Below are 24,453 nucleotides of genomic sequence, written 5' to 3' on the forward strand. Positions count from 1 at the left end.
AATCAGGTCTGTGGACGACAGCGGCAACGGCATGCGAGCCGACACCCTGGTGGCCACGGTCCGTGGTGTGCTGCCGTCCCTGACGCCCGCTGCCCGCACCGTCGCCCAGCTGATCCTCGAGGACCCGGCGACGGTGGCCCGCAGCACGATCACGGAGCTGTCGGCCGCGTCGGGCACGAGCGAGGCGACGATCGTGCGCACCGCCAGGCTGCTCGGCTTCGCGGGCTACCCGCAGCTGCGCCTGGCGCTGGCCGCGGCCGCCGCCCAGCCCGACCGGCTGGTGCCCGGTGACCTGGCCCCCGACGACCCGCTGTCGGAGGTCATCCAGAAGGTCGCCAGGGCCGAGTCGGAGGCGATCAACGACACGGTCGCCCAGCTCACCTCCGAGCGGCTCGGCCTGGTCGTCGACGCCATCGTCGGCGCCCGCCGCATCGACGCCTACGGGGTGGGCGCCTCCGGCCTGGTGGCCGAGGACGTCGCGCAGAAGCTGCTGCGCATCGGCCTGTCCAGCCACGCCTTCCAGGACGCCCACCTGGCGCTGACCAGCGCGGTGCTGCTCAAGGACGGCGACGTGGCGATCGGCATCAGCACCTCGGGCGAGACGCCCGACGTGATCGAGCCGCTGCGCCGGGCGGGGGAGGCCGGCGCGACCACGGTCGCCATCACCAACAACCCCCGCTCGTCCATCGCGGAGCTGGCCGAGCACGTGCTCATCTCGGCCGGGCGCGAGACGGAGTTCCGTCCCGGCGCCCTGGCCAGCCGCATCAGCCAGCTCCTCGTCGTCGACTGCGTCTTCGTCGGCGTCGCCCAGCGCACCTACGACTCCTCGCAGGAGGCGCTGGCCAGCACCAGGCGCGCCGTCTCGGAGTTCACCCGGAGAACGTCACCCGCACGTCGTCAGCCTTGACGAACATGATCCGGTGCCCGAACTGGATCTGCAGATACTTCGTCTTGCCCCGGACCACCTGGTGGTTGGCCGGGTCGAAGGTGACGGCCCGGTAGTACTCGGTCGCCGCCGTCCCGGCCAGTGTGTACTTCTCGCCCGCCGAGAACGTGTACTGCAGCGGCGTGACCGCCTGGTACGGAACGCCCTCGGGGTAGGCGGCCTCCTCCGGATAGGCCCTGCCGTACACCGGCACCGTCGCCAGGCCCGGCTTGGGCGTGACCACGAGCCCCATCGACGGCACGGCGGTCGGCGCGGACGCCGGGTTGTGGAACCACGCCTTCTGGCCGAGATACCAGATCGCCGTCCAGTCGCCCTGCCGGTCGGCCACCGCGTACCGCTGGCCGGTGCTGGCCCGCGCGCTGTGGTCGTACACGCTGTAGAGGGACTCGCCCGTGGGGTGCTTGCCGATGTCCTTCACCAGCGGCGCGTCCTCACGCGGCTCGGTGCGCAGCCAGACGGTGTGCGCGGGCAGCGGCGGGCAGGCGGCCTCCGGGTTCTGCCGGTCGCAGCCGTAGAAGTATGGCTTGTTGTTCTCGAAGTCGGGCCTGATCATGACCGCGCCGGAGCGGGGGCCGCCGAACGGGTGCAGCGGGGCGCCGAGCAGCTTGAAGTAGTGCGCCCAGTCCCAGAACGGCCCGGGGTCCTCGTGCATGCCGCGCACCGTGGTCGGGAGCGTGCCGGGCACGTTGTCGTGGCCGATGATGTGCGCCCGGTCGAGCGGCACGCCGTGCCGGAGCGCCAGGTAGCGCACCAGTTTGGCCGACGTCCGGTACATCGCCTCGGTGTACCAGGTGTGGCCCTCGGCCAGGAAGCCCTCGTGCTCCAGCCCGATCGACTTGGCGTTGATGTACCAGTTGCCGGCCTGCCAGGCGACGTCCTTGGCCTTGATGTGCTGGGCGATGTGCCCGTCGGAGGAGCGGAGCGAGTACTGCCAGCTCGCCCGGTAGGCCGGGTTCTGCACCAGTCCGACGGAGGGGCCGAAGTAGCCCTCCATGTCATGGATGACGATGTAGTCGATCTTCTGGGAGCTGGGGCGGTTCGCCAGGTCGTGGTTGCCGTAGCCGCCGCCTGGCAGCTCGGCGTAGCCGGCCGGGATCCACTCGCACGACACCGTGCTCGGGCACTCCACGCCGTCGCGGCGCGGCGCGCGCAGCCCCAGTTTCTCCAGCCAGGCCACGACCTTGCCCAGGTTCGGGACGGGGCTGAGCCTGACCCGGTGGCCGTCGTCGGTGACCCGCTCCTCACCGGACTTGATCGTGGCGAAGACCTCGTCGGCGAAGAACCGGGCGGCCTCCTGCTGCTCGGCGCCCGAGTACTTGGCGACCGCGCCGTACCACTGGCCGGGATCGTCGCTGAGCGGCGCGCCGATCGACTTCTGGTAGTCGGCCAGCAGCGCGGCGCCGCCCCTGATGTTGGCGGCCGGGTCGGCGCGCAGCCGCTCGCGGCTCTCTCCGGTCAGCTCGGCCGCCCGCTCCAGGGTGCGCAGCGCGGCGGGGATCTCGGCGGGCTCGGGCGCCTCGGCCGCCGGGACGGCGGGCCTGCTGTCGTCGCCGCGCGGGTCCTCCTCGTCCTGACCGTGGTGGTTGGAGCCGGTGTACGAGGCCGCGTCGGTCAGGTGCATGGGGCCGAAGCCCGCGTTGTTGCTGGGCGTCCCGGCGTGGGCGTCCCAGCGCGACTCCAGGTAGGAGACGCCGAGCAGCACGCTCTCGGGGACCTGGAACTCCTCGGCCGCCGCCGCGAAGGCCTGCTGCCGGTCGTCGGGCTCGGCGGCCGACGCGGTTGTGACGTGGGCTAAGGGCAGGATGGCGACCGCCGCGATCGCCAGCGCTCTGCGCATGTACCGCTCCTTGCTGGGGGTGTCGGAACGGAGTCAGCGTCTCAACATTTTCCTTCTCTGGCGAGAGTTTTGCGAAGAAATTCTTCACCGACTGCGTCCCCAGACAGACCTGCCGGAACCGGCGGAAAGGCAGCCGGTAGGGTTCGCTCCATGGCTGAGTTCGTAAGCGTCGAGGTGGCCGACCAGATCGCCACGATCAGACTCGACCGTCCGAAGATGAACGCCCTCGACGCCCAGGTTCAGCGGGAGATCGCCGAAGCGGCCCGCCTCGTGGACGGCGATCCCGAGGTGCACGCCGTGGTGATCTACGGCGGCGAGAGGGTGTTCGCGGCGGGCGCCGACATCAAGGAGATGGCGGTCATGTCGTACGCCGACATGTACGCGCACTCGCGCGCCCTGCAGGACAGCCTCACCGTCGTCGCCCGCATCGGCAAGCCGGTCATCGCCGCCATCACCGGCTACGCGCTCGGCGGCGGCTGCGAGCTCGCCCTGTGCGCCGACTTCCGGGTCGCCGGGGAGTCCGCCAAGCTGGGCCAGCCTGAGATCCAGCTCGGCATCATCCCCGGCGCCGGCGGCACCCAGAGGCTGCCGCGTCTGATCGGCCCGGCCCGCGCCAAGGACCTCATCTTCAGCGGTCGTCACGTGCCCGCCGCCGAGGCGCTGGCCATCGGCCTGGTCGACCGGGTCGTGCCCGACGCCGAGGTCTACCAGGCCGCGCGCGAGTGGGCCGCGACCTTCACCGGCGGGCCCGCGATCGCGCTGCGGGCCGCCAAGCTGGCCGTCGACCGGGGGATGGAGGTGGACCTCGACTCCGGCCTGGAGATCGAGAGGCTCCAGTTCTCCGGCATCTTCGCGACGGAGGACGCGAAGGCCGGCATGACAGCCTTCACCGAGAAGTCCACCCCCGAGTTCACCGGCCGCTAGCGCCTCGCGGTCGCCAGCAGGGCCTGATAGGCGGGCTTGGGCCGCAGGTTCTCGTCGAGGATGCAGGCCGCGCCCTCGCCGTCGAACCAGCCGGGCACCCACGAGTGCCGGTCGGTGTAGCCCCAGACGGTGAACTCGCGGCAGGCCTTGACGCTCAGGCAGTCGGTCAGCGCCCTGCTGTAGTACTCGGCCTGGGTGGCGAGCTTCTCGGGCGTCACGGGCAGCACCATCCGCACGTCCATCTCGGTGACCGCGATCTCCAGGCCGAGGGCGGCGAAGCGCCGCATGACGTCGGCCCAGTCACCGGGGTAGTCGTACTGAATGCCCAGGTGACCCTGGAAGCCCATGCCGTCGATCGGCACCCGCTGCGCCTGCAGCTCCTGGACGATGCTCAGGTAGCGGTCGATCTTGCCCTGGTTCCACTCGACGTTGTAGTCGTTCAGGTAGAGCTTGGCGCGCGGGTCGGCGGCGCGGGCCCAGCGGAAGGCGTCGGCGATGTAGCCGGGGCCGAGGTGCTGCAGCCAGATGGTCTGCCGCATGTTGCCGTCGTCGTCGACGGCCTCGTTGACCACGTCCCAGGCCCTGATCTTGCCCTTGTAGCGGCGGACCTGGGTCTGGACGTGCTCGCGCAGGATCTTCCTGAGCTCGGCTGGGCCGATGGAGCCGTCCTCCACGCCGCTGGTCAGCCAGCCGGGGAGCTGGTTGTGCCAGATCAGCGTGTGGCCGCGCACCTGCTGGCCGTTGCGGCGCGCGTTCGCGACCACCGCGTCCGCGTCGTCCCAGGTGTAGACGCCGCGCTCGGGCTCCACGCTCTCCCACTTCATCGCGTTCTCGGCGGTGAGGTGGGTGAACTCGCGGTTGAGCACGTGCCGGTAGTCGGCCTCGGCACGCAGCGCGGCGACGTCCACGGCGCTGCCGATCCTGATGCCGTGCTTGCGCGCCAGGTCGCGCAGGTCCTTGACGCGGTGGTGGTTCTTCGCGGCGTCCTGGCCGGGGGGCGCGGCGGACGCGGGGAGGGCGAACGCGGGCACGGCGAGCGCCAGCGTGAGCGCGACGATCAGGGGTCTCATCGATGGCCTCCGACGACGATGGTGGTGAGGGCGCGCGGCGGGAGCGTGACGCTCCCGCCGGTGATCTTGCTGGGGGCGAGGTCGTGCGTGCTGTCGGTCAGGTACGCGGTCGCCCGGCCGCGCACGCCGTGCCAGGTGACCGGCTCGGCGCCGGTGTTGATCACTTCGATGACCGTGGACCCGTCACGGTTGCGGAAGGCCGACGCCTTGAGCGCCGGGTTCGCGGTGGTGGCGTCGAGCCGGACCGCGCCGGGCCTGATGAACCTGCCGTAGGCCGCCAGCGCCCAGAACCGCTTGGCCACCCGGTAGGTCCCGGCCGCGTCGTCGATCTGCATCAGCGCCCTGGTCGCGCCGCGGGAGGCGCCGAACCAGTAGACGTAGGCGTTGGCCCGGCCCAGCGTCAGCGCGTCGTGCACGGCCAGCGCGATGGTCATGCCGTCGTAGCCGCTGCCGTCGTCCCAGTTCTCGTTCCAGGTGGTGCCGTTGGGGTTCCACTCCGACATCCACACCTGGCGGCGGGTGGGCAGCGGGCCGTCCACGGGGCTCGCGTACGTGTGACCGGTGTGGACCTTGACCCAGCGGCGGGCCTCGCGGTCCGCCTCGACGGCCCGGGTGTAGGCGCGCGCCTCGTCCCAGCCGAAGGAGTCGCAGCAGACCACGTTCATGCCCTTGGCGATCGGGCCCAGGACCTTGACGAACGCGGCGGCCTGTTCCGGGGTGAACCGCATGGAGGCGTACGGGGCCGTGTAGTCGGGCTCGTTGGTGAACGCCAGGTCGGTGATCCGGATGCCCTCCTTCTTGTAGAAGTCGGTGTAGGCGACGAGGTAGCGGGCGTAGGCCTCGGCCCACTCCGGCTTGAGCGTGCCGCCGTTCTTGTCGTCGCCGTTGTCCTTCATGTAGCCGGGGGCGCTCCAGGCGTTGGCGTAGAAGCGCTCGACGCCGTACCGCCGCGCCTCCTTGGCGACCCACACCTGGCTGTTGTCGTCGCCGTCCCACACGTACCGGGGGCGCGCGTCCGGCCCGCCCGGGTCCTCGGGCTGGTGGGAGACCATGTGGTCGTACGGGCTGCCGGCGGGGGAGGAGCCGATGCCCAGGCGCAGGATGCTCAGCCCGGCCCCCTCGCGCGGGTCGAACCACAGGTCGAGGATCTCGCGTCGCTGTTCGGGTGACAGCGCTTCCAGCAGCTCGTTGCGCCTGAAGGCCTGGGAGAGGCCGAACCCGTCGATGTTCTGGTGGCGGACGTGCTCCCGGACGGTGACGGCCGGGGGGTCCCCGTGCGGCGCGGGGTTCACGGCGGTGAAGCCGAGCAGGGTGACCGCGACAACGCCTCGTAACATGGCGCCTCCGAAACTTTTCGGAAAAGTGACGATATATTTCGTCGCCAGCCGGAAACGTAGATGGCGGGGGCCGCTTCGTCAACACCTCTGTCAAGGTCCGCCGGATATGCCGGATATTCGGTGGCAGAGCCATACCGATCCAGCTACAGCCCGGATTCGGACGGCAGGAGCGAGGGAGGTTTCCGACTATGGTGACGTTCCATGAAGCGCGTCCTCGTCCCCGCGCGGCTGCGTCAAGCCGTGCGTTCGTGGTTCGACTCCCGGTACATCTCGATCGCGGATCACCGCCAGGACATCAGAGACGCTCTCTGGGAGGTGCAGACGCTGCGCCGGGAGATGGCCGCCCTCCAGGCCGAGGTCGAGCGCCTGCGCGCCGCCGTCAGGCAACCGGCCGGGCCGCCGGGGCCGCAGCCCGGGTCCGCCGACGCCCAGCGGGTCGCCGGTGACGCCCACCGCCTGGCCAAGGAGACCGCCCAGGCCCTCGACGGCCTGCTGCAGAACGAGGTCCTCATCTGGCAGGCGATCGACGACCTCAAGGCGCGGGTGCCCGCCGTGGCGCGGGAGGAGCCTCGGCCGTGCGCGTGACCTGGGCTGACGGCCTTCTCACGTTCCGGCTCGACCTCGAAGACCAGATCACCGGCAAGGCCTCCGACGAGTATCCCGTCAAGCTGGCCACGAACTCCTGCACCATCACCGACGTGCCGGACGACGCCCACCCCGACCTGTTCGCCGTCGCCGCCTGGACGGTCGTCGCGCCCTGGACGAGGAAGCGGATCACCTTGGACCGCGCGGTCTCCGCCCGGTTCGCGCAGGCCCTCCATGACGGCTGGGGCGTCGAGGCCGGCCCCGTCGGCGCCGAGCCCAGGGCCGCCGGCGGCACGCTCGCGATCTCGTACAGCGGCGGCGCCGACTCCGTGGCCGCGGCCGCGATCTACCCCGACGCCCCGTTCGTGCACTTCCGCCGGGTGCCGCACCCCCGGGTGCCGAACCGGTGGCCGCACTACCGCTCCGACGTGCTGGCCAGGCTCGCCCAGCAGACCGGCCGGCCGCTCACCACGGTGCGCTCCGACCTGGAGTACACCCTGGCCGAGCCGCGCCCCGGCTATCCGGAGCACCACGCGGTGGCGGCGGGCGCGCTGCTCAACGCCGACCGGCTGGACCTCGGCGGGCTGGGCTTCGGCTACGAGATCGGGTCGCGCTGGCTCGGCGGCGGCCGCTACCTGCACCGCTACACCCCCGACAACCCCATGTGGGCCCCGCACGGCAAGTGGGGCCGGCTCTTCGCCGCGGTGGGCGTGCACATCGTGCTGCCCGTCGGCGGCGTGAGCGAGGCGGTCACCATGCGCCTGGCGCTGGAGTCCGAGCTCGCCGGCCAGGTCCGGTGGTGCCTCAGCGGCGCGGCCGACGGCCCCTGCCGGACCTGCGCCAAGTGCCTGTACAAGGAGCTCATCCAGGCCGCCGTCGAACGCCGCCCGCTCGACACCCCGCTCACCGCCGGCCACCCCCGGGCCAGGAAGTGGCTCCGCCCGCCGCCGTACGGCGGTCAGGAGATGGTCGAGTACGGCCTGGCCCGCATCCCCGGGATCGAGCGGACGCTCTTCGCCGGGGCACTCGACTACTTCGACGCCACGGAGGAGTCCACCAGCTGGCTCGAACACTGCTACCCGCCGGCGCTGGCCGAGATCCCGGAGCCGTGGCGCGACCGGGCCACCTCGTTCATGACCGCCGAGGTCGGCCTCATGACGGAGAAGGAGATCCACCGGGTCGAGACCTGGGGCTCCACCGGATAACGTCTCCGGCGGCAGCGAGTGAGGAGTGAGCGCATGAGGGTCTACCTGTCCGTCGACATGGAAGGCGTCACCGGCCTGACCGACCCCGAGGAGATGCACGCGGGCAAGCGCGGGTACGAGCGGGGCTGCGAGCTGATGACGGCCGACGCCAACGCGGCGGTGGAGGGGGCGTTCGCCGCCGGCGCCGGGAAGGTGCTGGTGAACGACGCCCACGGGTCGACCAAGAACCTGCGGATCGACCTGCTCGACCCGCGGGCGACCCTGATCAGGGGGCCGGGCAAGGCGCAGCGGATGGCGCACGGGCTCGACGGGTCCTTCCAGGCGGCCGGCTTCGTCGGCTACCACGCGCGGGCCGGGGTGGGCCACGGCGTGCTCAACCACACGTGGATGGGCAAGGAGATCCAGAACGTCTACCTCAACGGCGAGATCGCCGGGGAGACGCGGGTGGTGGCGGCGTGCGCCGGGTTCCACGGCGTGCCGGTGGTGCTGGTCACCGGTGACGAGGCCGTCGGCGAGGAGGCCCGCGAGCTGCTCGGCGATGTGGAGACGGTGGCGGTCAAGAAGGGGATCGACAAGTTCTCCGCCGAGCTGCTGCCGCCGAGCGTGGCCCAGGGACGGATCCGTGAGGGCATGGCCAGGGCGCTCAGCCGGTTGACCGACTTCACGCCCTACACGATCGATCCCCCGTACACGCTGGGTGTGGAGTGGAACTCGACGGCGATCGCGGCGGCCGTGGCGCTGATCCCCGGGGTGAAGGTGGCGGGGTCGCGGCACACCGAGTTCACGACGGACGACTTCGCGCAGATCATGGCGCTGTTCGGCATCTTCGCGACGATCGGCGGCCAGGTGGCGTGCGGCAGCGGCCCGTACGGGTGAGGGCCCTCGCGTGAGGACCGGGGGCGGGGAGTCGTAGGGTTCCACCGTTCGTCCGGCGTTCCGGGCTTTGCGATGGATCGGCCGGTTCCGTGGGTGTCCCGGGCGGCGGGGCGGCAGCATGGGCGGGTTCGTGACGCCGCGCGGGTCTGACAGCGCGGCCAGGGCTGGAGGCGGGTGGCATGGAAGGCGCGGAGCTGACCAGGCGCGGGCTGCTGGTGGGCATCGGGGCCGCGGGCGGCGCCGGGGCCATGTACGCCGCCATGGGCGCGCTGGGGCTGGCCCCCGACGAGCAGGACAAGACTTTCACCCCGCCCAGGCCGGGCGACTTCTCCCTGCAAGGACGCGGCGCGGCCAAGGTGGTGATACTCGGCGCCGGCGTGACGGGGCTGACCGCCGCCTACGAGCTGGGCAAGGCCGGCTACGACTGCACGCTGCTGGAGGCCAGGGCCAAGGCCGGCGGGCGCAACCTCACCCTGCGCGGCGGCGACCGGCTGACCGAGCTGAACGGCCCAGCGCAGGAGGTCAAGCTGGGCGAGGGCCTCTACTTCAACGCCGGCCCGGCCCGGATCGCGCAGTGGATGGTGACCCTGGACTACTGCCGCGAACTGGGCGTCCCCATCGAGACGTTCGTCAACAGGAACGCCCAGGCGTACATCCACACCAACGGCCAGTCCGTGCGCCAACGCACCGCCCGCGCCGACATGTACGGATATGTCGCCGAACTGCTCGCGAAGGCCACCGACTCCGGCGCGCTCGACCGCAAGCTCACCGCCGAGGACCGGGATCGGCTGCTCACCTTCCTGCGCCGCTTCGGCGACCTGGGCCCCGAGCTCGACTACGAGGGCTCGCCCCGCCGCGGCTTCTTCGACTACCCGGGCTTGGACGAGGGCAGCCCGTTCCCCCCGCCCGGCAGCCTGGCGCAGGTGCTCGCCGCGGGCACCGGCCGGGCCATCACCAACGACTTCGGCCACGACCAGGCCAGCCCCATGTTCCAGGTCGTCGGCGGCACGGACACGATCGTCACCAGACTGGTGGAGGCCATCGGCGCGGACCGGATCACCACCGGCGCCAAGGTCACCGGGATCACCGACCTGCCCGACGGGGTCGAGGTCACCTGGGACGGCGGCCGGATCAAGGCCGACTACTGCATCGCCACCCTGCCGCCCCACCTGCTCGCCAAGATCCCGCACAACCTGGGCGCGGACGTCACCGCCGCCCTGCGGCTCCCCACGCCCATGTCCACCGGCAAGATCGGCCTGGAGTACGACCGCCGCTGGTGGGAGCTGGAGGACCGGATCTACGGCGGCGTCAGCGAGACCGACCTGGACATCGCACGCATCTGGTACCCCTCGTACGGCTACCACAGCGAGCGCGGCGTGCTGGTCGGCTACTACAACCACGGGCCGGACGCCGAGCTGTACGGCGCGCTCACCCCCGACGACCGCCGCCGCCGCGCGCTCACCCAGGGCAAGAAGATCCACGGCGAGAAGTACCGCACCGGCGTCCTGTCCTCCATCTCCATCGCATGGGAGCGTCAGGAACACATCCAGGGCGGCTGGGCGAGCTGGCCCGCCTTTGATTCGTCCTTCACTCTTCTGCAACGTCCCAGCGGAAGGGTCTACTTCGCGGGCGACTGGCTCACCCGGCTGACCGCCTGGATGGCCGGAGCGATGGAATCAGCCCGTGGCGTCGTCACTGAGCTGCACAAACGCGTGCTGCAGTCATCGTGACGCCACCCGCTGCTCCCGGGACCGGCGTAAGGTCCTGAGAGGAGCGATCGAGGAGATGGGATGACGTTGCACTGGGTGCCGGCCGCCGGCCGGACCGACCTGCTGGCCGAGCCGGTGGCGCGGGCGATCGGGCAGGTGGAGGACGCCCGGGTCGCGGAGATCGACCCGGAGCTGGCCGACACGGCCGCGTTCTGCGAGCGCTACGGCGTGGCCATGGGAGCTTCGGCCAACTGCGTCGTCGTCGCCGCCAAGCGCGGCGGCGAGGTCCGCTACGCCGCCTGCATGGTGCTGGCGACGACCCGGGCCGACGTCAACGGCGTGGTGCGCAAGCATCTCGGCGCCCGCAAGGCGAGCTTCGCCCCGATGGAGGAGGCGGTGGAGCTCACCGCGATGGAGTACGGCGGCATCACCCCGGTCGGTCTGCCGGCCGACTGGCCGATCCTGGTCGACACCCAGGTCGCCGAGCACCCCGAGGTGGTCATCGGCAGCGGCCTGCGCCGGTCCAAGCTCGCCGTCTCCGGAGCCACCCTGGCCGGGCTGAAGGGAGCGGAAGTCCTCTCCCTGTCCGTCTGAGCGCGACAGCTCCAGAGAGCGAGGAACGATGCCGGCGGAGGGCCGATCGGTCACGGAGGGAAGACACCGTGGCCGAACCGAGACCGTTGGATCGGAAACCATTCACCCCGATCCGGACGTTGTACGAGTGGGAATGTGGCCTCATGGTTCATCTCGTGGGCGGGGATTAAGCCGGTATGGTGCTTCATGCCATGAACGATGACCGACTCGGCCCTTACCGGCTGCTCAGGCGGCTCGGCGAGGGGGGAATGGGCGTCGTCCACCTCGCGGTCGACCCCCAGGGGCGGCAGGTCGCGGTCAAGGTCCTGCGCGCCGAGGTCGCCGGCGACGAGCTCGCCAGGCGGCGGCTTTCGCGCGAGGTCGAGACGATGCGCCGGGTGCGGAGCAAGTACATCGCCGAGGTGCTCGACGCCGATGTGACCGGTCATCGCCCGTACATCGTCACCCGCTACGTCGCCGGCCGCTCGCTCGACGAGATCGTCAAGGACGACGGCCCGCTCGACCTGCCCGCGCTGCTCAAGATCGGCCACGGGGTGGCCGCGGCGCTGGCCGCCGTCCACTCGGTCGGCGTGATCCACCGCGACCTCAAGCCAGGCAACGTGCTGATCCTCGACGGCGATCCCGTGCTGATCGACTTCGGCATCGCGCAGGCGGTCGACGCGACGCGGCTGACCCAGACGGGCATGTTCATCGGCACGCCCGGCTACCTCGCGCCGGAGATCATCGAGGGGCAGGAGGCCGGGCCCGAGGTCGACATCCACGCCTGGGCCGGCACGCTCCTCTACGCCGGCACGGGCCAGCCGCCGTTCGGCAAGGGCACGCTGGAGATGGTGTTCTACAACATCACCGCGGGCAAGGCCGACGTGAGCGCCGCCCCCGGGCCGCTCCAGCCGCTGCTCAAGGGCGCCTTCCAGCGTAACCCGGCGAAGCGGCCCAAGGCGGCCGAGCTGGCCGAGCAGGTGGCCAGGCTGATGCCCAAGGCCGGGCTGTCCATGCCCGACGAGATCTCCACGGTCCCCCACCCGGACCCGTCCGTGACTCCCCCGTACGAGGGACCGACCACCCCCGCACCCGGCCACGACAGAATCCGCCCCCAGCCCGCCAGCGGCCCCCAACCGGCCTTCCCCGGCGGCTCCCAGCCGGCCTTCCCTGGAAGCGGTTCTCAGTCGGCGTTCCCTGCGGCCGGCGGCGGTTCTCAGGTCCCGCAGAGCGGCGGCCCTCAGGGGCCTTCGGCCCTGCCGCACGGCGCCGCGGCGAGCGGCCCGCAGGGGCCGGGCAGCGGAGCGCAGAGCCTCCTCACCGGTTCCCAGAGCCCCGACAGCGGCCCCGCCGCCGGTACGCCCGGCACCCCGTACGGGCCGGGCAGCGGCGCCCAAGGCCCCGGTGGAACCCCCCACAGCCAGCCACAGAGCCTCCTCGGCGGCCCGCCCGGTCAAGGCCCCGCCGGAGGCCCGCAGAGCGGCCCCCAAGGCCCCGCCGGAGGGCCGCATGGCCCTGGCAGCGGCGCTCAGGGTGCCGCCGCCGGGCCGTATGGGCAAGGGAGCGGTGCTCAGAGTGCCGCCGGGCCGTATGGGCAAGGGAGCGGTGCTCAGGGTGCTGTCGGCGGGTCGTATGGACAGGGGAGCGGGCCGCAGAGTTCTACGAGCGGGTCTCATGGTGCGGGCAGTGGGCCGCAAGGGCTTGCCGGTAGGCCTCACGGCAGCGGGCCGCAAGGGCCTGCTGGAGGGCCGCATGGCTCGCAGGTGGCTGGTGGGGCGCAAGGGGGTGGCGGGTCTCGGGAGGCGGAGGCCGGTGACAAGCCGTCTTGGGAGATCTCCACGCCGCCGATGACGCCGCGCAAGCTCGTCGAGGGCCAGGACCCGCGCGTCCCGCCGCCCGCGCAGGACCAGCGGTACGTCTCGCTGCTCGGCCAGGGCGACCCGTGGCCGACGCGCAGGGTGAGCCCCGAGGAGCTGCGTCAGATGCAGCGCGAGGCCCAGCAGAGCGCGCCCTGGCAGCAGGGCCCGGGCGGCCAGGGTCAGGCCAACCACCATGTGCCGGAGGCCGACGTGCCGACCCGGCGGGTGCGGCCCGACCCGCAGGACCTGCCCACCAGGCGGGTGCGCCCCGAGGCCCCCGACTACGGCAGGGGCACCCCGGTGCAGCCTCCTCCGTACATCCCGCCGCAGGCCCAGTTCCCGCCCGACCCGCAGACCAAGCGGGAGCCGTTCATCCCCGGCGCCCGCCCGGGTCAGGTGCTGCAGCGATCGGCCGCCTACGGGGTGGCGGGCGCGATGCTGCTCATCATCATGATCGTGCTGGCCGCGCGGGCGCCGGTGCTGGTGGCCCTGGTGTCGCTGCCGGTCGCGGTGCTGCTGCGCGCCGCCGACCTGGCCCAGCCCGAGCTGATCACCCGCCGGCCGACGGGCGCGGCCGCGCTGGACGTCATCAGAGTGTTCGCCTACCCCAAGGCGCTGGTCAAGTCGGCGGCCATCACGCTTGCCCTGATCCCGTACGCGCTCATACTCGGACTACCCGTGACGCTCCTGCTCACGGTGATGGCCGGCATGAGCCCGTACAACGCGCTGGCCTGGGGCGCCGGGGTGGCCCTGTGGACGGTGTGCGCAGGCCCCGGAGTCGAGGGCCCGGGGCGCCAGATGCGCAGGACGCTCTCATCGCTCGTACCCTCGAGAACAGCGGCGATGGTGATGGCGGGAGTGTTCGCGGCGATGGCCGCGCTCACGCCGATCCTCGCCACCGGCACATTCGGGGACAACGCGAGGAGGGCCATATGGACTCCGGTGAACGTCGGGCCCGTGGTCGATCTGCTGCAGGACTGGAAGGGGGACTCGGGGGGATGACGCTGGGACGATGGCGATGAGCGCGGGCAACACCCAGACGCCAGAGCGGCTCGGCCCGTACCGGCTGGTGCGGAAGATCGGCGAAGGCGGCATGGGGGTGGTGCACCTCGGCATCGACGGCGACGGCCGCGAGGTCGCCATCAAGGTCCTGCATCCGCACGTCGCCGCCGACCTGAAGGCGCGCGACCGGCTCACCCGCGAGGTCGAGACGATGCGCCGGGTGCGCAGCCCGCACGTCGCCGAGGTGCTCGACGCCGAGCTGGTGGGGGGCCAGCCGTACGTGGTGACCCGGTTCGCGCCGGGGCGCACGCTGGAGGAGACCGTGCTGTCCGACGGGCCGCTCGGCCCGCGCCAGCTCATCACCCTCGCCCAGGGCCTGTGCCAGGCACTCGTGGCCATCCACGCGGCCGACGTGATCCACCGCGACTTCAAGCCGTCCAACGTGATGCTCGTCGACGGCGAGCCGCTGGTCATCGACTTCGGCATCGCCCATCTGGTCAACGCCACCCGGCTGACCCAGACCGGCATGTTCGTCGGCACGCCTGGCTACCTGGCGCCGGAGATCATCCGGGACTCCGACATCACGCAGCGGGCCGACGTGCACTCGCTGGCATCCACGGTGTTCTTCGCCGCGACGGGGGTGCCGCCGTTCGGCACCGGCACGTTCGAGGCGGTGTGCTTCAACATCATGGAGGGGCGGGCGCAGCTCGACAAGGCGCCCGTGTGGCTGCGCGGCTGGCTGAGCCGCGCGCTCCAGGTCGACCCCGCCGACCGGCCCGACGCGCGCGAGCTGCTGCGCATGGCCAGGGCGCTCGACCCGTCGGTGACCACGTTCAACGAGTCGCCGCCGGAGGACCAGCCGGGGCGGACCAAGCGGCTGCTCGGCCGTACGAAGGTCATGGAGTCGTTCTCGGACCTGCTGCCGCCGGTCCAGTACGGGCGGCCGGCGCGCGAGGAGAAGCCGCCGCCGTACGTCCCCGCGCCTGTCACGTCCCGGCCCCCGTGGCCGGACCAGCGGGTGGCGGGCTATCCCGCGCCGGCCCCCACACACGCGCAGCCGCAGGCCCAGCCCCAGCCACGGGCCCAGGCCCAGGCGCGGCCCCGGGCCTACACGCCGCCGCGCGACCAGACGCCGCCCCGCGAGCGCAAGCGCTACCTCGCGGGCAGCCAGTTCGTGGCGCTGCTCGGGCTCGTCACGCTGGTCGCGCTGGCGGTGATGATGCCGGTCATGGTGAGCGCGATCGCGATCGTGCTGGCGCTGGTGCTGCGGGTGGGCGAATACCTGTTCGGCGACATGGTGCAGCGGCGCCAGGTGCGCGGCAGCAGCGCCGCCGACCCGCTCCTCGTGCTGGTCGGCACGCCGTGGGCGCTGATCAAGGCCACGCTGGTGAGCGTGGTGCAGGTGCCGCTGGCGATCCTGTTCGGCGTGTGCGTGTGGGGCGTGCTGCGGTGGGGCGGCGGGATGGGCGTGAACGAGGCCGCCGCCTACGCGGCCGGCGCGCTCGTGGCCGGCCTGTTCCTGCTGCCCGGCGGCGGTTCGCCGCGCAAGGCGGTCACCCGCACGCTCACCGGTGTGCTGCGCTCGCCCGGCGCCGCGACGGTGGCGGTCCTGGTGATGGGCACGGTCGCGCTGTTCGCGGTAATGTTCGCGCTGGGCGGCACGCCGTCGTGGGAGCCCTGGCGGGCCCCCGAGACCGTCATCGAGGAGCTGACCACCCGGGCGCATGACAGTGCGACCGGCCTGATCACGGGCCTCGTCGACGACCTGATGAGAGAGCTGGGGCTGGGCTTCCTGTCGCCCTGGTCGTGAGTGTCCCCGGCGGCCGTGGTGGGGAGAAGTAGGGGTATGAGCGAGCACCTTGGCCCCTACCAGCTGCTCTCGCGGCTGGGCGCGGGCGGGTTCGGCCACGTGCACCTGGCGCTCGACCAGGAGGGCCGCACGGTCGCGGTCAAGGTGCTCCATCCGCACGTCACGGCCGACTCGGCGGCGCTGGCCCGGCTGGCCCGCGAGGTCGAGACCATGCGGCTGGTGGGCGGCAAGAACGTCGCGGAGGTGCTCGACGCCTCGTTCGACGGCGACCGGCCCTACCTCGTGACCCGCTACGTGCAGGGCAAGCCGCTCAGCGCGGTGCCCGTACCGGTGGCCGACCTGCGCAAGCTGGCCACCGGGCTGGCCGAGGCGCTGGTGGCCATGCACGACGCGGGGGTCGTGCACCGCGATCTCAAGCCGGCCAACGTGATGATGAGCGAGGGCGAGCCGGTCGTCATCGACTTCGGCATCGCGCACGCGCTCGACTCGCTGTCGGTCACCGCCTCGGGCGCGGTGGTCGGCACCCCCGGTTACTTGGCGCCCGAGGTGCTGGAGGGCGGGCCGGCCGGCCCGGCGGCCGACGTGTTCTCCTTCGGGGCGACGCTGGCCTACGCCGCGACCGGGCGTCACCCGTACGGCACGGGGCCCGCGTCGGCGGTCGCCTACCGCGTCGTCCACCACGATCCCGACCTGGAGGGCGCGCCCGGCTGGCTGGAGCCGCTGCTGGCCGAGTGCCTCGCCACCGACCCGGCGGCGCGGCCGGTGGCCGCCGACATCTGCGCGCGGCTCGGCGTGGCGGCGGTCCCGCGGTTACGCCGCCTGCCGCGGCCCTCGGCGGGTACGGGGCGCCGCTCCGGCCGTGATGTCCACCACATGGCGACGAGGGAGTGGCAGCCCGGCAGGGCGGGCGGCGAGCTCTCGGCGGAGGACGCCAGGGCGCGGCACCAGGAGAGGGTGCGCAGGCGCTGGCTGGCCGGCTCGACGGTGTTCGTGGGCTTGCTGTCGGCCGCGGCCACCGAGCCGCTGCCGGAGGTGGCGCTGTTCCTGATGGCGGTGTTCTCGCTGGCAGTGGTGGTGGACGCGGGGTTCGCGCTGTTCTCCCGAGGGCCTTTCACCAAGGGCAGGGTCATCGCGGACGCCGTGGGCGTCGCCGGGGCGATCGGCCTGTCGGTGGCGCTGAGCGCGTTCTTCAGCACGCCCGTGCTGGCGCTGTTCGCGGGCACGGCGCTGGTGCTCGGGATCGTGTTCCTGCTCACAGCCTGAGCGCGTGACCAGGGCCGCCAGCAAGCAGCGGAACAAAGCTCGGTAAGGTGGGGCGGGGAGTCGTTACGCGCGGATGCACGTGTCAGCGCGTAAGCTACCCGTGGGTAACATGAGCGCCGGGACACCCGCTGTCACAACGCCCATGGGGCCCTGGCAGTCTGGACAGGACATCCGGCGCCGACCGCTCGCGCGGCGGCGCACGCGAACACGGGAGGTCGGCCACCGGCCATGAACATTGTCGTCTGCGTGAAGCAGGTCCCCGACACGGCGACCGAGCGCAAGCTGCGGTCCGATGACAAGACCCTCGACCGTGACGCGGTCGACGGCGTGGTGAACGAGCTCGACGAGTACGCGGTCGAGGAGGCGCTCAAGCTCAAGGAGGCCCACGGCGGTGAGGTGACCGTCCTCACCATGGGCCCGGGCAAGGCCACCGAGACGATCCGCAAGGCCCTGGCCATGGGCGCCGACAAGGCGGTCCACCTCGTCGACGACGCGCTCCACGGCTCCGACGCGCTGGGCACGTCCTACGCCATGGCCCAGGCGCTGAAGAAGATCGGGTTCGACCTGGTCATCCTCGGCTCGGAGTCCACCGACGCGCGCACCGGCGTGCTGCCCGCGATGCTGGCCGAGCGCCTCGGCACGCCGCAGCTCACGCTCGCCAACAAGGTCGAGGTCGACGGCTCGTCCATCAAGATCCAGCGGATCACCGACTACGGTTTCGACCGGGTCGAGGCCTCGCTGCCCGCCGTCGTGTCCGTGGTCGAGAAGATCAACGAGCCGCGCTACCCGTCCTTCAAGGGCATCATGGCGGCCAAGAAGAAGCCGGTCGAGACCCTGGGCGTGGCCGACGCCGAGATCGACGCCGCCCAGGTGGGTCTCGACTCCTCCTGGTCGCAGGTCGTCGACTTCGCCCCGGCCCCGCCGCGTGCCGCCGGCACGATCGTCAAGGACGAGGGCGACGGCGGTGCCAAGGCCGCCGAGTTCCTCGCGTCCAAGAAGTTCATCTGAGAACGGGGGTTTTACTGATATGTCGGAGATTCTCGTTCTCGTCGAGCAGGTCGACGGCGAGGTCAAGAAGGTCACGCTGGAGCTGCTGACCCTGGCCCGCCGGCTCGGCACGCCCGCCGCCGTCTGGGCGGGCCCCGGCTACACCCCGGAGGCCAAGGCCAAGCTGGCCGAGTACGGCGCCGAGACGATCTACGTGGCCGGCTCCGAGGAGATCACCGGATACGTGGTCGCGCCCAAGGCCGAGCTGCTCGCCCAGCTCGTCGGCGAGAAGTCGCCCGCGGCCGTGCTGGTCGCCGCGACCGCCGAGGGCAAGGAAGTCGCCGGGCGGCTGGCCGTCAAGACCGACTCCGGCGTCATCACCGACGCCGTGGGCCTCGGCGACGGCTTCGTGGCCGAGCAGTCCATCTTCGGCGGCGGCGTGAACGTCCAGGCGAAGGTGAGCAGGGGCATCCCGATCGTCGCCGTGCGGCCGAACTCGACGGCCCCGGAGGCCGCCGCGGGCGCCGGCGCCGAGGAGGAGGTGTCGGTCTCGCTGTCCGACGCCGCCAAGTCCGCCCGCGTCGTCGAGCGCGTCAAGCAGGAGAAGGGCGCCCGCCCCGAGCTGACCGAGGCCGCGATCGTGGTCTCCGGCGGCCGCGGCGTGGGCTCGGCGGAGAACTTCTCGGTCATCGAGGGCCTCGCCGACGCCCTGGGCGCGGCCGTGGGCGCCTCCCGCGCCGCCACGGACGCCGGCTGGTACCCGCACCAGTTCCAGGTGGGCCAGACCGGCAAGACCGTGTCGCCGCAGCTCTACATCGCGGCCGGCATCTCCGGCGCCATCCAGCACCGGGCCGGCATGCAGACCGCCAAGACCATCGTGGCGATCAACAAGGACCCGGAGGCGCCGATCTTCGAGCTGGCCGACTACGGCGTCGTGGGCGACCTGCACCAGGTCGTCCCGCAGCTCACCGAAGAGGTCGACAAGCGTAAGTAGCTTTTCGGAGCTCTTTTCCGGGAAACGGCGCCGCACCCCTGTGCGGCGCCGTTTTCGCGTCCGGGGGCCATTGGTGAGGGTCGGTTCGGGCTCTGCGGGGCCGCTTGGGCTGGTGGGTCGCGTTCTGCAAGCTTTTTGGCTGGTGGGTTGGTCCGTAAGCCTCCTGCGCTGGTCGCTTGGGTTCTGTGAGCCCCTTGGGCTGGTGGGTTGTGGTCCGTAAGCCTCCTGCGCTGGTGGCTTGGGTTCTGCGAGCCTCTTGGGCTGGTGGGTCGGGGTCCGCAAGCCTCCTGGGCTTGTGGCTCGGGTTTTGCAGGCCTCTCGGCCAGTGGGTCGGGGTCTGCAAGGACTTCGGGGTCGGTTCGGGTTTTGCGGGCCTTTTGGGATGGTTGGGGTTTCGGCGGGGTTTTGGGTTGGTTTGGGTTGTACAAGCTTTTTTGGGAAACCCCTCGGGCTGGGCGCCGTTAGCGAGCCTTCGGCCCGCCCGCTCCGCCGTAGGCGATGGAGACCGGCCTGTGGTTCTGTGAGTGGGGATCTCGAACCTTGGGACGTGGTCGGTTCTCGTGGGAGTTCAGGGGCCGGGTGGCTCTCGTTTCACTGTGGCTCGGCCGGGAGGAGGAGGCGGAAGGTCGCGCCTTCGCCGGGGGAGGAGTGGATCTCCACCCGGCCGCCGTGGGCGGTCACGATGGAGCGGACGATGGCCAGGCCGAGGCCCGCTCCTCCGGTCGTGCGGTTGCGGGAGCCGTCGGCGCGGTAGAACCGGTCGAAGACCCGCTCCGCCTGCTCGGGGGAGAGTCCGGGGCCGGAGTCGGCGATCACCAGCGCCGCATCCCGGCCGACGGTGCCCACGCCGATCCTGACCGGGGTTCCCGGTGGGGTGTGGGTTACGGCGTTGCCCACCAGGTTCGTGACCACCTGCCGGAGCCGGTCCTCGTCGCCCAGCACCGGGGCGCTCCCCGGCGGGCCGTCGTCGGGGCCGGTGAGCGTGATCGCCCGCGTCGGGTCCAGAGCGGCGAGATCGGCGCGGGCGTCGGCGGCGAGCGTCCGCAGATCCATCGGCGTCAGATCAAGCCCCACCCCGAACCCGCCGTCCCTGAACCCGCCGTCCGTGAACCCGCCGTCCGTGAACCCGCCGTCCGTGAACCCGCCGTCCGTGAACCCGCCGTCCGTGAACCCGCCGTCCGTGAACCCGCCGTCCCCAAAGGTGCCCTGGCCGGTGGTGCGGTCCCCGAGGGGGCGGTCTCCAAAGGCGCGGTCCCCGAGGGGTCGGTCTCCGAAGGAGGCGTCTCCGGAGGAGCCGCGCCCGAAGGCGCCGCGACCGGTGGCGCGGCCCCTGGGGGCGCGGCCCCCGAAAGGGCTGCAGCCCTTGGTGCGGTCCCTGGAGGGGCGGTCCCTGGAGGTGGGGTCTCTAGAGGTGAGGTCGGCCGGGGTGGGGTCTCTGGAGGCTAGGTCGGCCGGGGTGAGGGCTTCGGGGGTGGGGGTTGTGTGGGTGGGGTTGGGGGTGGCGAGGTCCATGGTGGCGAGCAGCAGCAGGTCGTCCACCAGTTTGGCCAGGCGGGCCGACTCGCTCTCGATGCGGGCCAGGGCCGCGTCCGCGTCTGTGCCGCCCATGCGGTAGAGCTCGGAGAAGCCCTTGATGCCGAAGAGCGGGGTGCGCAGTTCGTGGCTCACGTCGGCGACGAAACGGCGCATCCTGGCCTCCGACTCCTCCCGGGCGGAGAAGCCCCGCTCGATCTGCGCCAGCATGCCGTTGAGCGAGCGGGCCAGCCGTCCCACCTCGGTGCCCGGACCGGCGGGCTCGGGCACCCTCCTACTGAGGTCGCCGGCGGCGATGGCCGCCGCGGTCTCCTCGACCCGGCGCAGCGGCGCCAGCCCGGCCCGGATCGCGAACCCGCCCGTCAGCGCCAGCAAGCCCAGCAGCAGCCCGCCCGCGACCAGGGAGGCGACCCGCACCCGCTGGACCGTCGAGTTCATCCCGTCCAGAGAGACCGCCGCGACGACCGAGGCGTGCGTGCCGCGGGTGGCGGGCACCGCGACCGTCCGCCACTGCTCGCCGCCGTCGCCGGAGACCGTGAACGGCCGCCCCGCGCGGGCCTCGACGGCCGCCGCGTCCAGCCGGGGCAGCCGCGGCAGCCCGCCGGCCGTCGGAGCGCCGGAGGAAGGGCCGGCGCCGGTGCCGACCACAGTGGTGACCACGGTGCCGTCGGCGGATAGGAAGGCCAGCCGCACCTCCTCGATCAGGTCGAGCTGGGACGGGGCGGCGGGGGCGGCCCGCTTGCGCAGCAGGTCCATGAGCTCGGGCGGCATCGAGGCGGCCGCTGTCGCCAAGGGGCCGAGCTGGGCGTCGATCCGGGCCAGCAGTTCGGCTTCGAGCTGCCGTACGACGACCGTGCTCACCAGCGCGAGGCCCGCCACGAGCAGCGCCACCGTGATGGCGAGCAGCCGGGCGCGCAGCGACAGCCGCCTGATCATGGCTTCGGCCTGCGCAGCACGTAGCCGACGCCGTGGACGGTGTGGATGAGCCGCGGCCCACCGGTGTCGAGCTTGCGGCGCAGGTAGCTGATGTAGGTGTCGACGATGCTGGAGTCGCCGGCGAAGTCGTAGCGCCACACGTGCTGGAGGATGTCCGCCTTGGGCAGCACCCGGCCGGCGTTCTCCGCCAGGTGGCGCAGCAGCCTGAACTCGGTCGGCGACAGCCGCACCGGGACGCCGCCCCGCGTCACCTGGTGGCCTTCCGGGTCGACCTCCAGATCGCCGACCGTCAGCGTGTGGTCGCCGGGTGAGGCGCCGGTGCGCCGCAGGATCGCCCTGATGCGGGCCAGCAGCTCCTCCAGGTCGAACGGCTTGGTCACGTAGTCGTCGCCGCCCAGCCGCAGGCCGTTGATCTTGTCGGCGGTGGCGTCGCGAGCCGTGAGGAACAGCACCGGCACCGGCCCCGGCCTGCCGCCCGCCCTCGGCAAGGTTCTCAGCCTGCGGAGCACCTCGAACCCGTCGAGGTCGGGCAGCATCACGTCGAGCAGCACCAGATCGGGCGGGTCACGCCTGGCCGCCTCCAGGGCCCGCGTGCCGCTGTCGGCCGAGCTGACGGTGAAGCCCGCGAACCGGAGCGTGGCCGCGAGCAGCTCCTTGACGGTCGGCTCGTCGTCGACCACGAGCAGCCGCTCGCCTGTGGGTTCACGCACCTGCCGCCCTCCCGCCTTCAGCCTACGAGCCGGGGTCACACATCACGCGTGCGGAACCGGGTGCGTGCCCAGACCATCATGACCGCCACGAAAGCGGCCAGCACGCCCATTCCCATCCAGATCGGGAGTGAGCTTTCCGAGGGCATGAGCGACCGGAAGGCGGCCGTGTTCGGCCACCAGGTGCTCAGCGTGAGGCCCAGGAAGTCGGGCATGATCGGGGCGAACATCGGCAGCAGCAGGAAGGCCGTGGCCGTGTTCACCGCCGCCGCCGTGCTCCTCAGCAGGATCCCGAGCGACAGCCCGAACAACGCCACCAGCTCCAGCACCACCGGCCCGAAGAGCAACAGCCGCACCGCGTCGGGATCGTCCAGCCAGACCCGCGGCACGCCGTGCATGGCGAGCGTGATCTGCGAGACCAGGAACATCCCCCACACAGCCGCCGCGCCTGTCGCGAGCCCGGTCAAGGCCACCAGCGCCGCCTTGGCCACCACCAGCCGGGTGCGCCGCCCGGCCGCCGCCACGGTGGCCCGGATCGTACCGGAGCCGTACTCGGTGCTGGCCACGAGCGCACCCAGCGCCGCGATCAGCAGCTGGACGATGAAGACGCCCCGGGAGCCTCCCTGCAGCGGATCGAACACGGCCTGGTCCGCCGCCGTGGCCCGCGCGTACTCGGCCGCCGACGCCTGCGCGAACAGCCATCCCAGCAGCACCGACACGGCGATGACGGCCCCGGCCAGCACCGGCATGACGGGGACGCTCCTGAACTTGGTCCACTCGGCCCGCACCAGCCCCCTCACAGCGCGGCCCCGAACTCGACGCTGTCCCTGGTCAGCTCCATGAACGTGTCCTCCAGCGAGGCGCGGCGAGGCGTCAGCTCGGCCAGCGCCACCCCTTCCGACGCGGCCAGCCGCCCGATGTCCGGGGCCGGCATGCCCGTCACCACCAGCTCGTCGCCGTGCGCCCGCACGTGCGCCCCCGCCAGCTCCAGCAGCCTGCCGAAGCCCGCCCCGTCGGCCACCCGGACCAGCACCTCGGCGCCGGCGCCGGTGAAGTCCTCGACGTCCCCTTCCGCGATCAGCCGGCCCCTGCCGATCACCACCAGCCGGTCGGCGGTCACCGCCATCTCGCTCATCAGGTGGCTGGAGACCAGCACCGTGCGGCCCTCGGCGGCCAGGCCGCGCAGCAGCGTGCGGATCCACAGCACGCCCTCCGGGTCGAGCCCGTTCACCGGCTCGTCCAGCACCAGCACCGGCGGGTCCCCGAGCAGCGCGGCGGCGATGCCGAGCCGCTGGCACATGCCGAGCGAGAACCCGCCGGCCGGGTAGCCCGCCGCGTCGGACAGGCCCACCAGGTCGAGCACCTCGCCGACCCTGCGGTCCGGGAGGCCGCTGCTCCTGGCCAGGTAGAGCAGGTGGTCGCGGGCGGTGCGGCGCGGGTGCACGGACTGAGCCTCCAGCAGCGACCCCACCTCGCGCAGCGGCGTCTCCAGGTCCCGGTAGCGCCGCCCGCCGACGGTCACCGTGCCGGACGTCGGCAGGTCGAGCCCGAGGATCATCCGCATGGTGGTGGTCTTGCCCGCGCCGTTGGGCCCCAGGAAACCGGTGACGAGGCCGGGCCGTACCTCGAACGTGAGCCCGTCCACGGCGAGCGTCCCGCCGTGGCGTTTGGTCAGTGCGTTGAGCCGGATCATGCGGCCAGCCTGGCCCGCCCGGTTGGAGACGTCCTGAGCGATCCTGTGAGACCTCTGTGAGCCCGCGACCCCGGCCTGGGGGACGCGGGCGGACTCAGAGGGAACTCACAGCTTCCCGGAGCCGCGCAGCCAGGTCCTCCGCCTGCTCCCGGCTCCACGGGATCAGCCCGTTCTCCGACATCAGCGCGTGGTACTGCTGCTGCCCGTACGGGGTGCCCGGCGGCAGCGGCACCACGTGCCAGTGCAGATGAGAGTTGCCCTGCTGGCTGCCGAGCGAGAGCAGGTAGGTGCGCTCCGACGGCACCACCGACTCCACCGCCAGCGCCACCTTCCGCACCACGCCCGTCAGCGCCAGGTACGCCTCCTCGTCCAGGTCGCGGACCACATGCTCGACGTGCGCCTTCGGGCTGACCAGCACGTAGCCGGGCACCGTCGGGTAGGTGGACAGGAACGCCAGGTGGTGCTCGTCCTCGTAGAAGATCTGCTCGTGCTCGTAGGCCGGGTCGCCGGCGACGATGGCGCAGATGAAACAGGGGATGGACCGGACACGCGCCTCGTAGGCGGCCACGTCGAAGGGGACGTTCCTCTCAGTCATGATGACGATCAT

The 24,453-nt window shown here is 72.1% G+C and carries 20 protein-coding genes; 12 read left to right on the forward strand and 8 right to left on the reverse strand.

Features of this window, described 5'->3' with window-relative positions; genetic code table 11:
- Nucleotides 1-10 precede the first annotated feature (10 nt).
- Nucleotides 11-907 (forward strand): MurR/RpiR family transcriptional regulator, encoded by an 897-nt coding sequence (locus tag FR742_RS02670; RefSeq protein ID WP_148029433.1) that lies wholly within the window; start codon nucleotides 11-13, stop codon nucleotides 905-907.
- On the opposite strand, the gene FR742_RS02675 is transcribed toward FR742_RS02670, so the two are convergent.
- A complete protein-coding gene (locus FR742_RS02675) occupies nucleotides 870-2,783 on the reverse strand; it encodes an N-acetylmuramoyl-L-alanine amidase (protein ID WP_148029434.1) in 1,914 nt (637 codons plus the stop codon). The genes FR742_RS02670 and FR742_RS02675 overlap by 38 nt on opposite strands.
- Nucleotides 2,784-2,933: 150 nt before the next feature.
- Between FR742_RS02675 and FR742_RS02680 the strand changes: the two genes are divergently transcribed.
- Entirely contained in the window at nucleotides 2,934-3,707 is a 774-nt protein-coding gene (locus FR742_RS02680) for an enoyl-CoA hydratase/isomerase family protein (RefSeq protein WP_148029435.1), read from the forward strand.
- Here FR742_RS02680 and FR742_RS02685 read toward each other — a convergent pair.
- Both FR742_RS02685 and FR742_RS02690 read right to left on the reverse strand, forming a co-directional pair.
- On the reverse strand, nucleotides 3,704-4,777 hold the full coding sequence (locus tag FR742_RS02685; RefSeq protein ID WP_148029436.1) for an endo-1,4-beta-xylanase: 1,074 nt from the start codon (nucleotides 4,775-4,777) through the stop codon (nucleotides 3,704-3,706). The genes FR742_RS02680 and FR742_RS02685 overlap by 4 nt on opposite strands.
- Nucleotides 4,774-6,114: a glycoside hydrolase gene (locus FR742_RS02690; protein ID WP_148029437.1), complete on the reverse strand. Its 1,341-nt coding sequence runs from the start codon at nucleotides 6,112-6,114 to the stop codon at nucleotides 4,774-4,776. Before FR742_RS02690 ends, FR742_RS02685 begins: the two co-directional genes overlap by 4 nt.
- Before the next feature lie 201 nt (nucleotides 6,115-6,315).
- On the opposite strand from FR742_RS02690, the gene FR742_RS02695 reads away from it, so the two are divergent.
- From FR742_RS02695 to FR742_RS02740, 10 genes are all read left to right on the forward strand, one after another.
- Entirely contained in the window at nucleotides 6,316-6,699 is a 384-nt protein-coding gene (locus FR742_RS02695; protein ID WP_148029438.1) for a hypothetical protein, read from the forward strand.
- Nucleotides 6,690-7,904: a DUF6395 domain-containing protein gene (locus FR742_RS02700; protein WP_148029439.1), complete on the forward strand. Its 1,215-nt coding sequence runs from the start codon at nucleotides 6,690-6,692 to the stop codon at nucleotides 7,902-7,904. The genes FR742_RS02695 and FR742_RS02700 overlap by 10 nt, the downstream gene beginning before the upstream one ends.
- Before the next feature lie 33 nt (nucleotides 7,905-7,937).
- The gene (locus FR742_RS02705; protein ID WP_148029440.1) at nucleotides 7,938-8,780 is read left to right on the forward strand and encodes a M55 family metallopeptidase; all 843 of its coding nucleotides are present in this window, start codon (nucleotides 7,938-7,940) and stop codon (nucleotides 8,778-8,780) included.
- 179 nt (nucleotides 8,781-8,959) lie between these two features.
- A complete protein-coding gene (locus FR742_RS02710; RefSeq protein ID WP_148029441.1) occupies nucleotides 8,960-10,510 on the forward strand; it encodes a flavin monoamine oxidase family protein in 1,551 nt (516 codons plus the stop codon).
- Between the two features lie 60 nt (nucleotides 10,511-10,570).
- Complete coding sequence (locus tag FR742_RS02715; RefSeq protein ID WP_148029442.1) at nucleotides 10,571-11,083, forward strand: YbaK/EbsC family protein; 513 nt, start codon at nucleotides 10,571-10,573, stop codon at nucleotides 11,081-11,083.
- 191 nt (nucleotides 11,084-11,274) lie between these two features.
- Complete coding sequence (locus tag FR742_RS45025; protein WP_222708820.1) at nucleotides 11,275-13,923, forward strand: protein kinase domain-containing protein; 2,649 nt, start codon at nucleotides 11,275-11,277, stop codon at nucleotides 13,921-13,923.
- A gap of 10 nt (nucleotides 13,924-13,933) precedes the next feature.
- Nucleotides 13,934-15,733, forward strand: a complete 1,800-nt coding sequence (locus tag FR742_RS02725; protein ID WP_246640756.1) for a serine/threonine-protein kinase — start codon at nucleotides 13,934-13,936, stop codon at nucleotides 15,731-15,733.
- A 36-nt stretch (nucleotides 15,734-15,769) separates the two neighbouring features.
- Entirely contained in the window at nucleotides 15,770-16,996 is a 1,227-nt protein-coding gene (locus tag FR742_RS02730) for a serine/threonine-protein kinase (protein ID WP_148029443.1), read from the forward strand.
- Between the two features lie 228 nt (nucleotides 16,997-17,224).
- The gene (locus FR742_RS02735) at nucleotides 17,225-18,004 is read left to right on the forward strand and encodes an electron transfer flavoprotein subunit beta/FixA family protein (RefSeq protein ID WP_148029444.1); all 780 of its coding nucleotides are present in this window, start codon (nucleotides 17,225-17,227) and stop codon (nucleotides 18,002-18,004) included.
- Between the two features lie 19 nt (nucleotides 18,005-18,023).
- On the forward strand, nucleotides 18,024-18,977 hold the full coding sequence (locus tag FR742_RS02740; RefSeq protein ID WP_148029445.1) for an electron transfer flavoprotein subunit alpha/FixB family protein: 954 nt from the start codon (nucleotides 18,024-18,026) through the stop codon (nucleotides 18,975-18,977).
- A 591-nt stretch (nucleotides 18,978-19,568) separates the two neighbouring features.
- On the opposite strand, the gene FR742_RS02745 is transcribed toward FR742_RS02740, so the two are convergent.
- The 5 genes from FR742_RS02745 to FR742_RS02765 all read right to left on the reverse strand — a co-directional run bounded on the left by FR742_RS02745 (nucleotide 19,569) and on the right by FR742_RS02765 (nucleotide 24,441).
- The gene (locus FR742_RS02745) at nucleotides 19,569-21,446 is read right to left on the reverse strand and encodes a HAMP domain-containing sensor histidine kinase (protein ID WP_148029446.1); all 1,878 of its coding nucleotides are present in this window, start codon (nucleotides 21,444-21,446) and stop codon (nucleotides 19,569-19,571) included.
- Nucleotides 21,443-22,156 carry a response regulator transcription factor gene (locus FR742_RS02750; RefSeq protein ID WP_148029447.1) on the reverse strand — a complete coding sequence of 238 codons (714 nt, stop codon included), beginning with the start codon at nucleotides 22,154-22,156 and terminating at the stop codon, nucleotides 21,443-21,445. Before FR742_RS02750 ends, FR742_RS02745 begins: the two co-directional genes overlap by 4 nt.
- Before the next feature lie 35 nt (nucleotides 22,157-22,191).
- On the reverse strand, nucleotides 22,192-22,953 hold the full coding sequence (locus FR742_RS02755) for an ABC transporter permease (RefSeq protein ID WP_148029448.1): 762 nt from the start codon (nucleotides 22,951-22,953) through the stop codon (nucleotides 22,192-22,194).
- Nucleotides 22,950-23,846, reverse strand: coding sequence for an ABC transporter ATP-binding protein (locus FR742_RS02760; protein WP_148029449.1), 897 nt, complete (start codon nucleotides 23,844-23,846; stop codon nucleotides 22,950-22,952). Before FR742_RS02760 ends, FR742_RS02755 begins: the two co-directional genes overlap by 4 nt.
- Before the next feature lie 94 nt (nucleotides 23,847-23,940).
- Nucleotides 23,941-24,441 (reverse strand): HIT family protein, encoded by a 501-nt coding sequence (locus FR742_RS02765; protein ID WP_148029450.1) that lies wholly within the window; start codon nucleotides 24,439-24,441, stop codon nucleotides 23,941-23,943.
- Nucleotides 24,442-24,453 lie beyond the last annotated feature (12 nt).

Source organism: Nonomuraea sp. C10 (assembly GCF_008017515.1).
GTDB lineage: Bacteria > Actinomycetota > Actinomycetes > Streptosporangiales > Streptosporangiaceae > Nonomuraea > Nonomuraea ferruginea.

What these genes read in the sequence shown, in the direction of transcription:
- FR742_RS45025 (WP_222708820.1), top strand. Translation starts at nt 11,275, where the DNA reads ATGAACGATGACCGACTCGGCCCTTACCGGCTGCTCAGGCGGCTCGGC.
- FR742_RS02730 (WP_148029443.1), top strand. Translation starts at nt 15,770, where the DNA reads ATGAGCGAGCACCTTGGCCCCTACCAGCTGCTCTCGCGGCTGGGCGCG.
- FR742_RS02745 (WP_148029446.1), bottom strand. Translation starts at nt 21,446, where the DNA reads ATGATCAGGCGGCTGTCGCTGCGCGCCCGGCTGCTCGCCATCACGGTG.
- FR742_RS02695 (WP_148029438.1), top strand. Translation starts at nt 6,316, where the DNA reads ATGAAGCGCGTCCTCGTCCCCGCGCGGCTGCGTCAAGCCGTGCGTTCG.
- FR742_RS02680 (WP_148029435.1), top strand. Translation starts at nt 2,934, where the DNA reads ATGGCTGAGTTCGTAAGCGTCGAGGTGGCCGACCAGATCGCCACGATC.
- FR742_RS02690 (WP_148029437.1), bottom strand. Translation starts at nt 6,114, where the DNA reads ATGTTACGAGGCGTTGTCGCGGTCACCCTGCTCGGCTTCACCGCCGTG.
- FR742_RS02760 (WP_148029449.1), bottom strand. Translation starts at nt 23,846, where the DNA reads ATGATCCGGCTCAACGCACTGACCAAACGCCACGGCGGGACGCTCGCC.
- FR742_RS02715 (WP_148029442.1), top strand. Translation starts at nt 10,571, where the DNA reads ATGACGTTGCACTGGGTGCCGGCCGCCGGCCGGACCGACCTGCTGGCC.
- FR742_RS02765 (WP_148029450.1), bottom strand. Translation starts at nt 24,441, where the DNA reads ATGACTGAGAGGAACGTCCCCTTCGACGTGGCCGCCTACGAGGCGCGT.
- FR742_RS02685 (WP_148029436.1), bottom strand. Translation starts at nt 4,777, where the DNA reads ATGAGACCCCTGATCGTCGCGCTCACGCTGGCGCTCGCCGTGCCCGCG.
- FR742_RS02675 (WP_148029434.1), bottom strand. Translation starts at nt 2,783, where the DNA reads ATGCGCAGAGCGCTGGCGATCGCGGCGGTCGCCATCCTGCCCTTAGCC.
- FR742_RS02705 (WP_148029440.1), top strand. Translation starts at nt 7,938, where the DNA reads ATGAGGGTCTACCTGTCCGTCGACATGGAAGGCGTCACCGGCCTGACC.
- FR742_RS02740 (WP_148029445.1), top strand. Translation starts at nt 18,024, where the DNA reads ATGTCGGAGATTCTCGTTCTCGTCGAGCAGGTCGACGGCGAGGTCAAG.
- FR742_RS02710 (WP_148029441.1), top strand. Translation starts at nt 8,960, where the DNA reads ATGGAAGGCGCGGAGCTGACCAGGCGCGGGCTGCTGGTGGGCATCGGG.
- FR742_RS02725 (WP_246640756.1), top strand. Translation starts at nt 13,934, where the DNA reads ATGGCGATGAGCGCGGGCAACACCCAGACGCCAGAGCGGCTCGGCCCG.
- FR742_RS02735 (WP_148029444.1), top strand. Translation starts at nt 17,225, where the DNA reads ATGAACATTGTCGTCTGCGTGAAGCAGGTCCCCGACACGGCGACCGAG.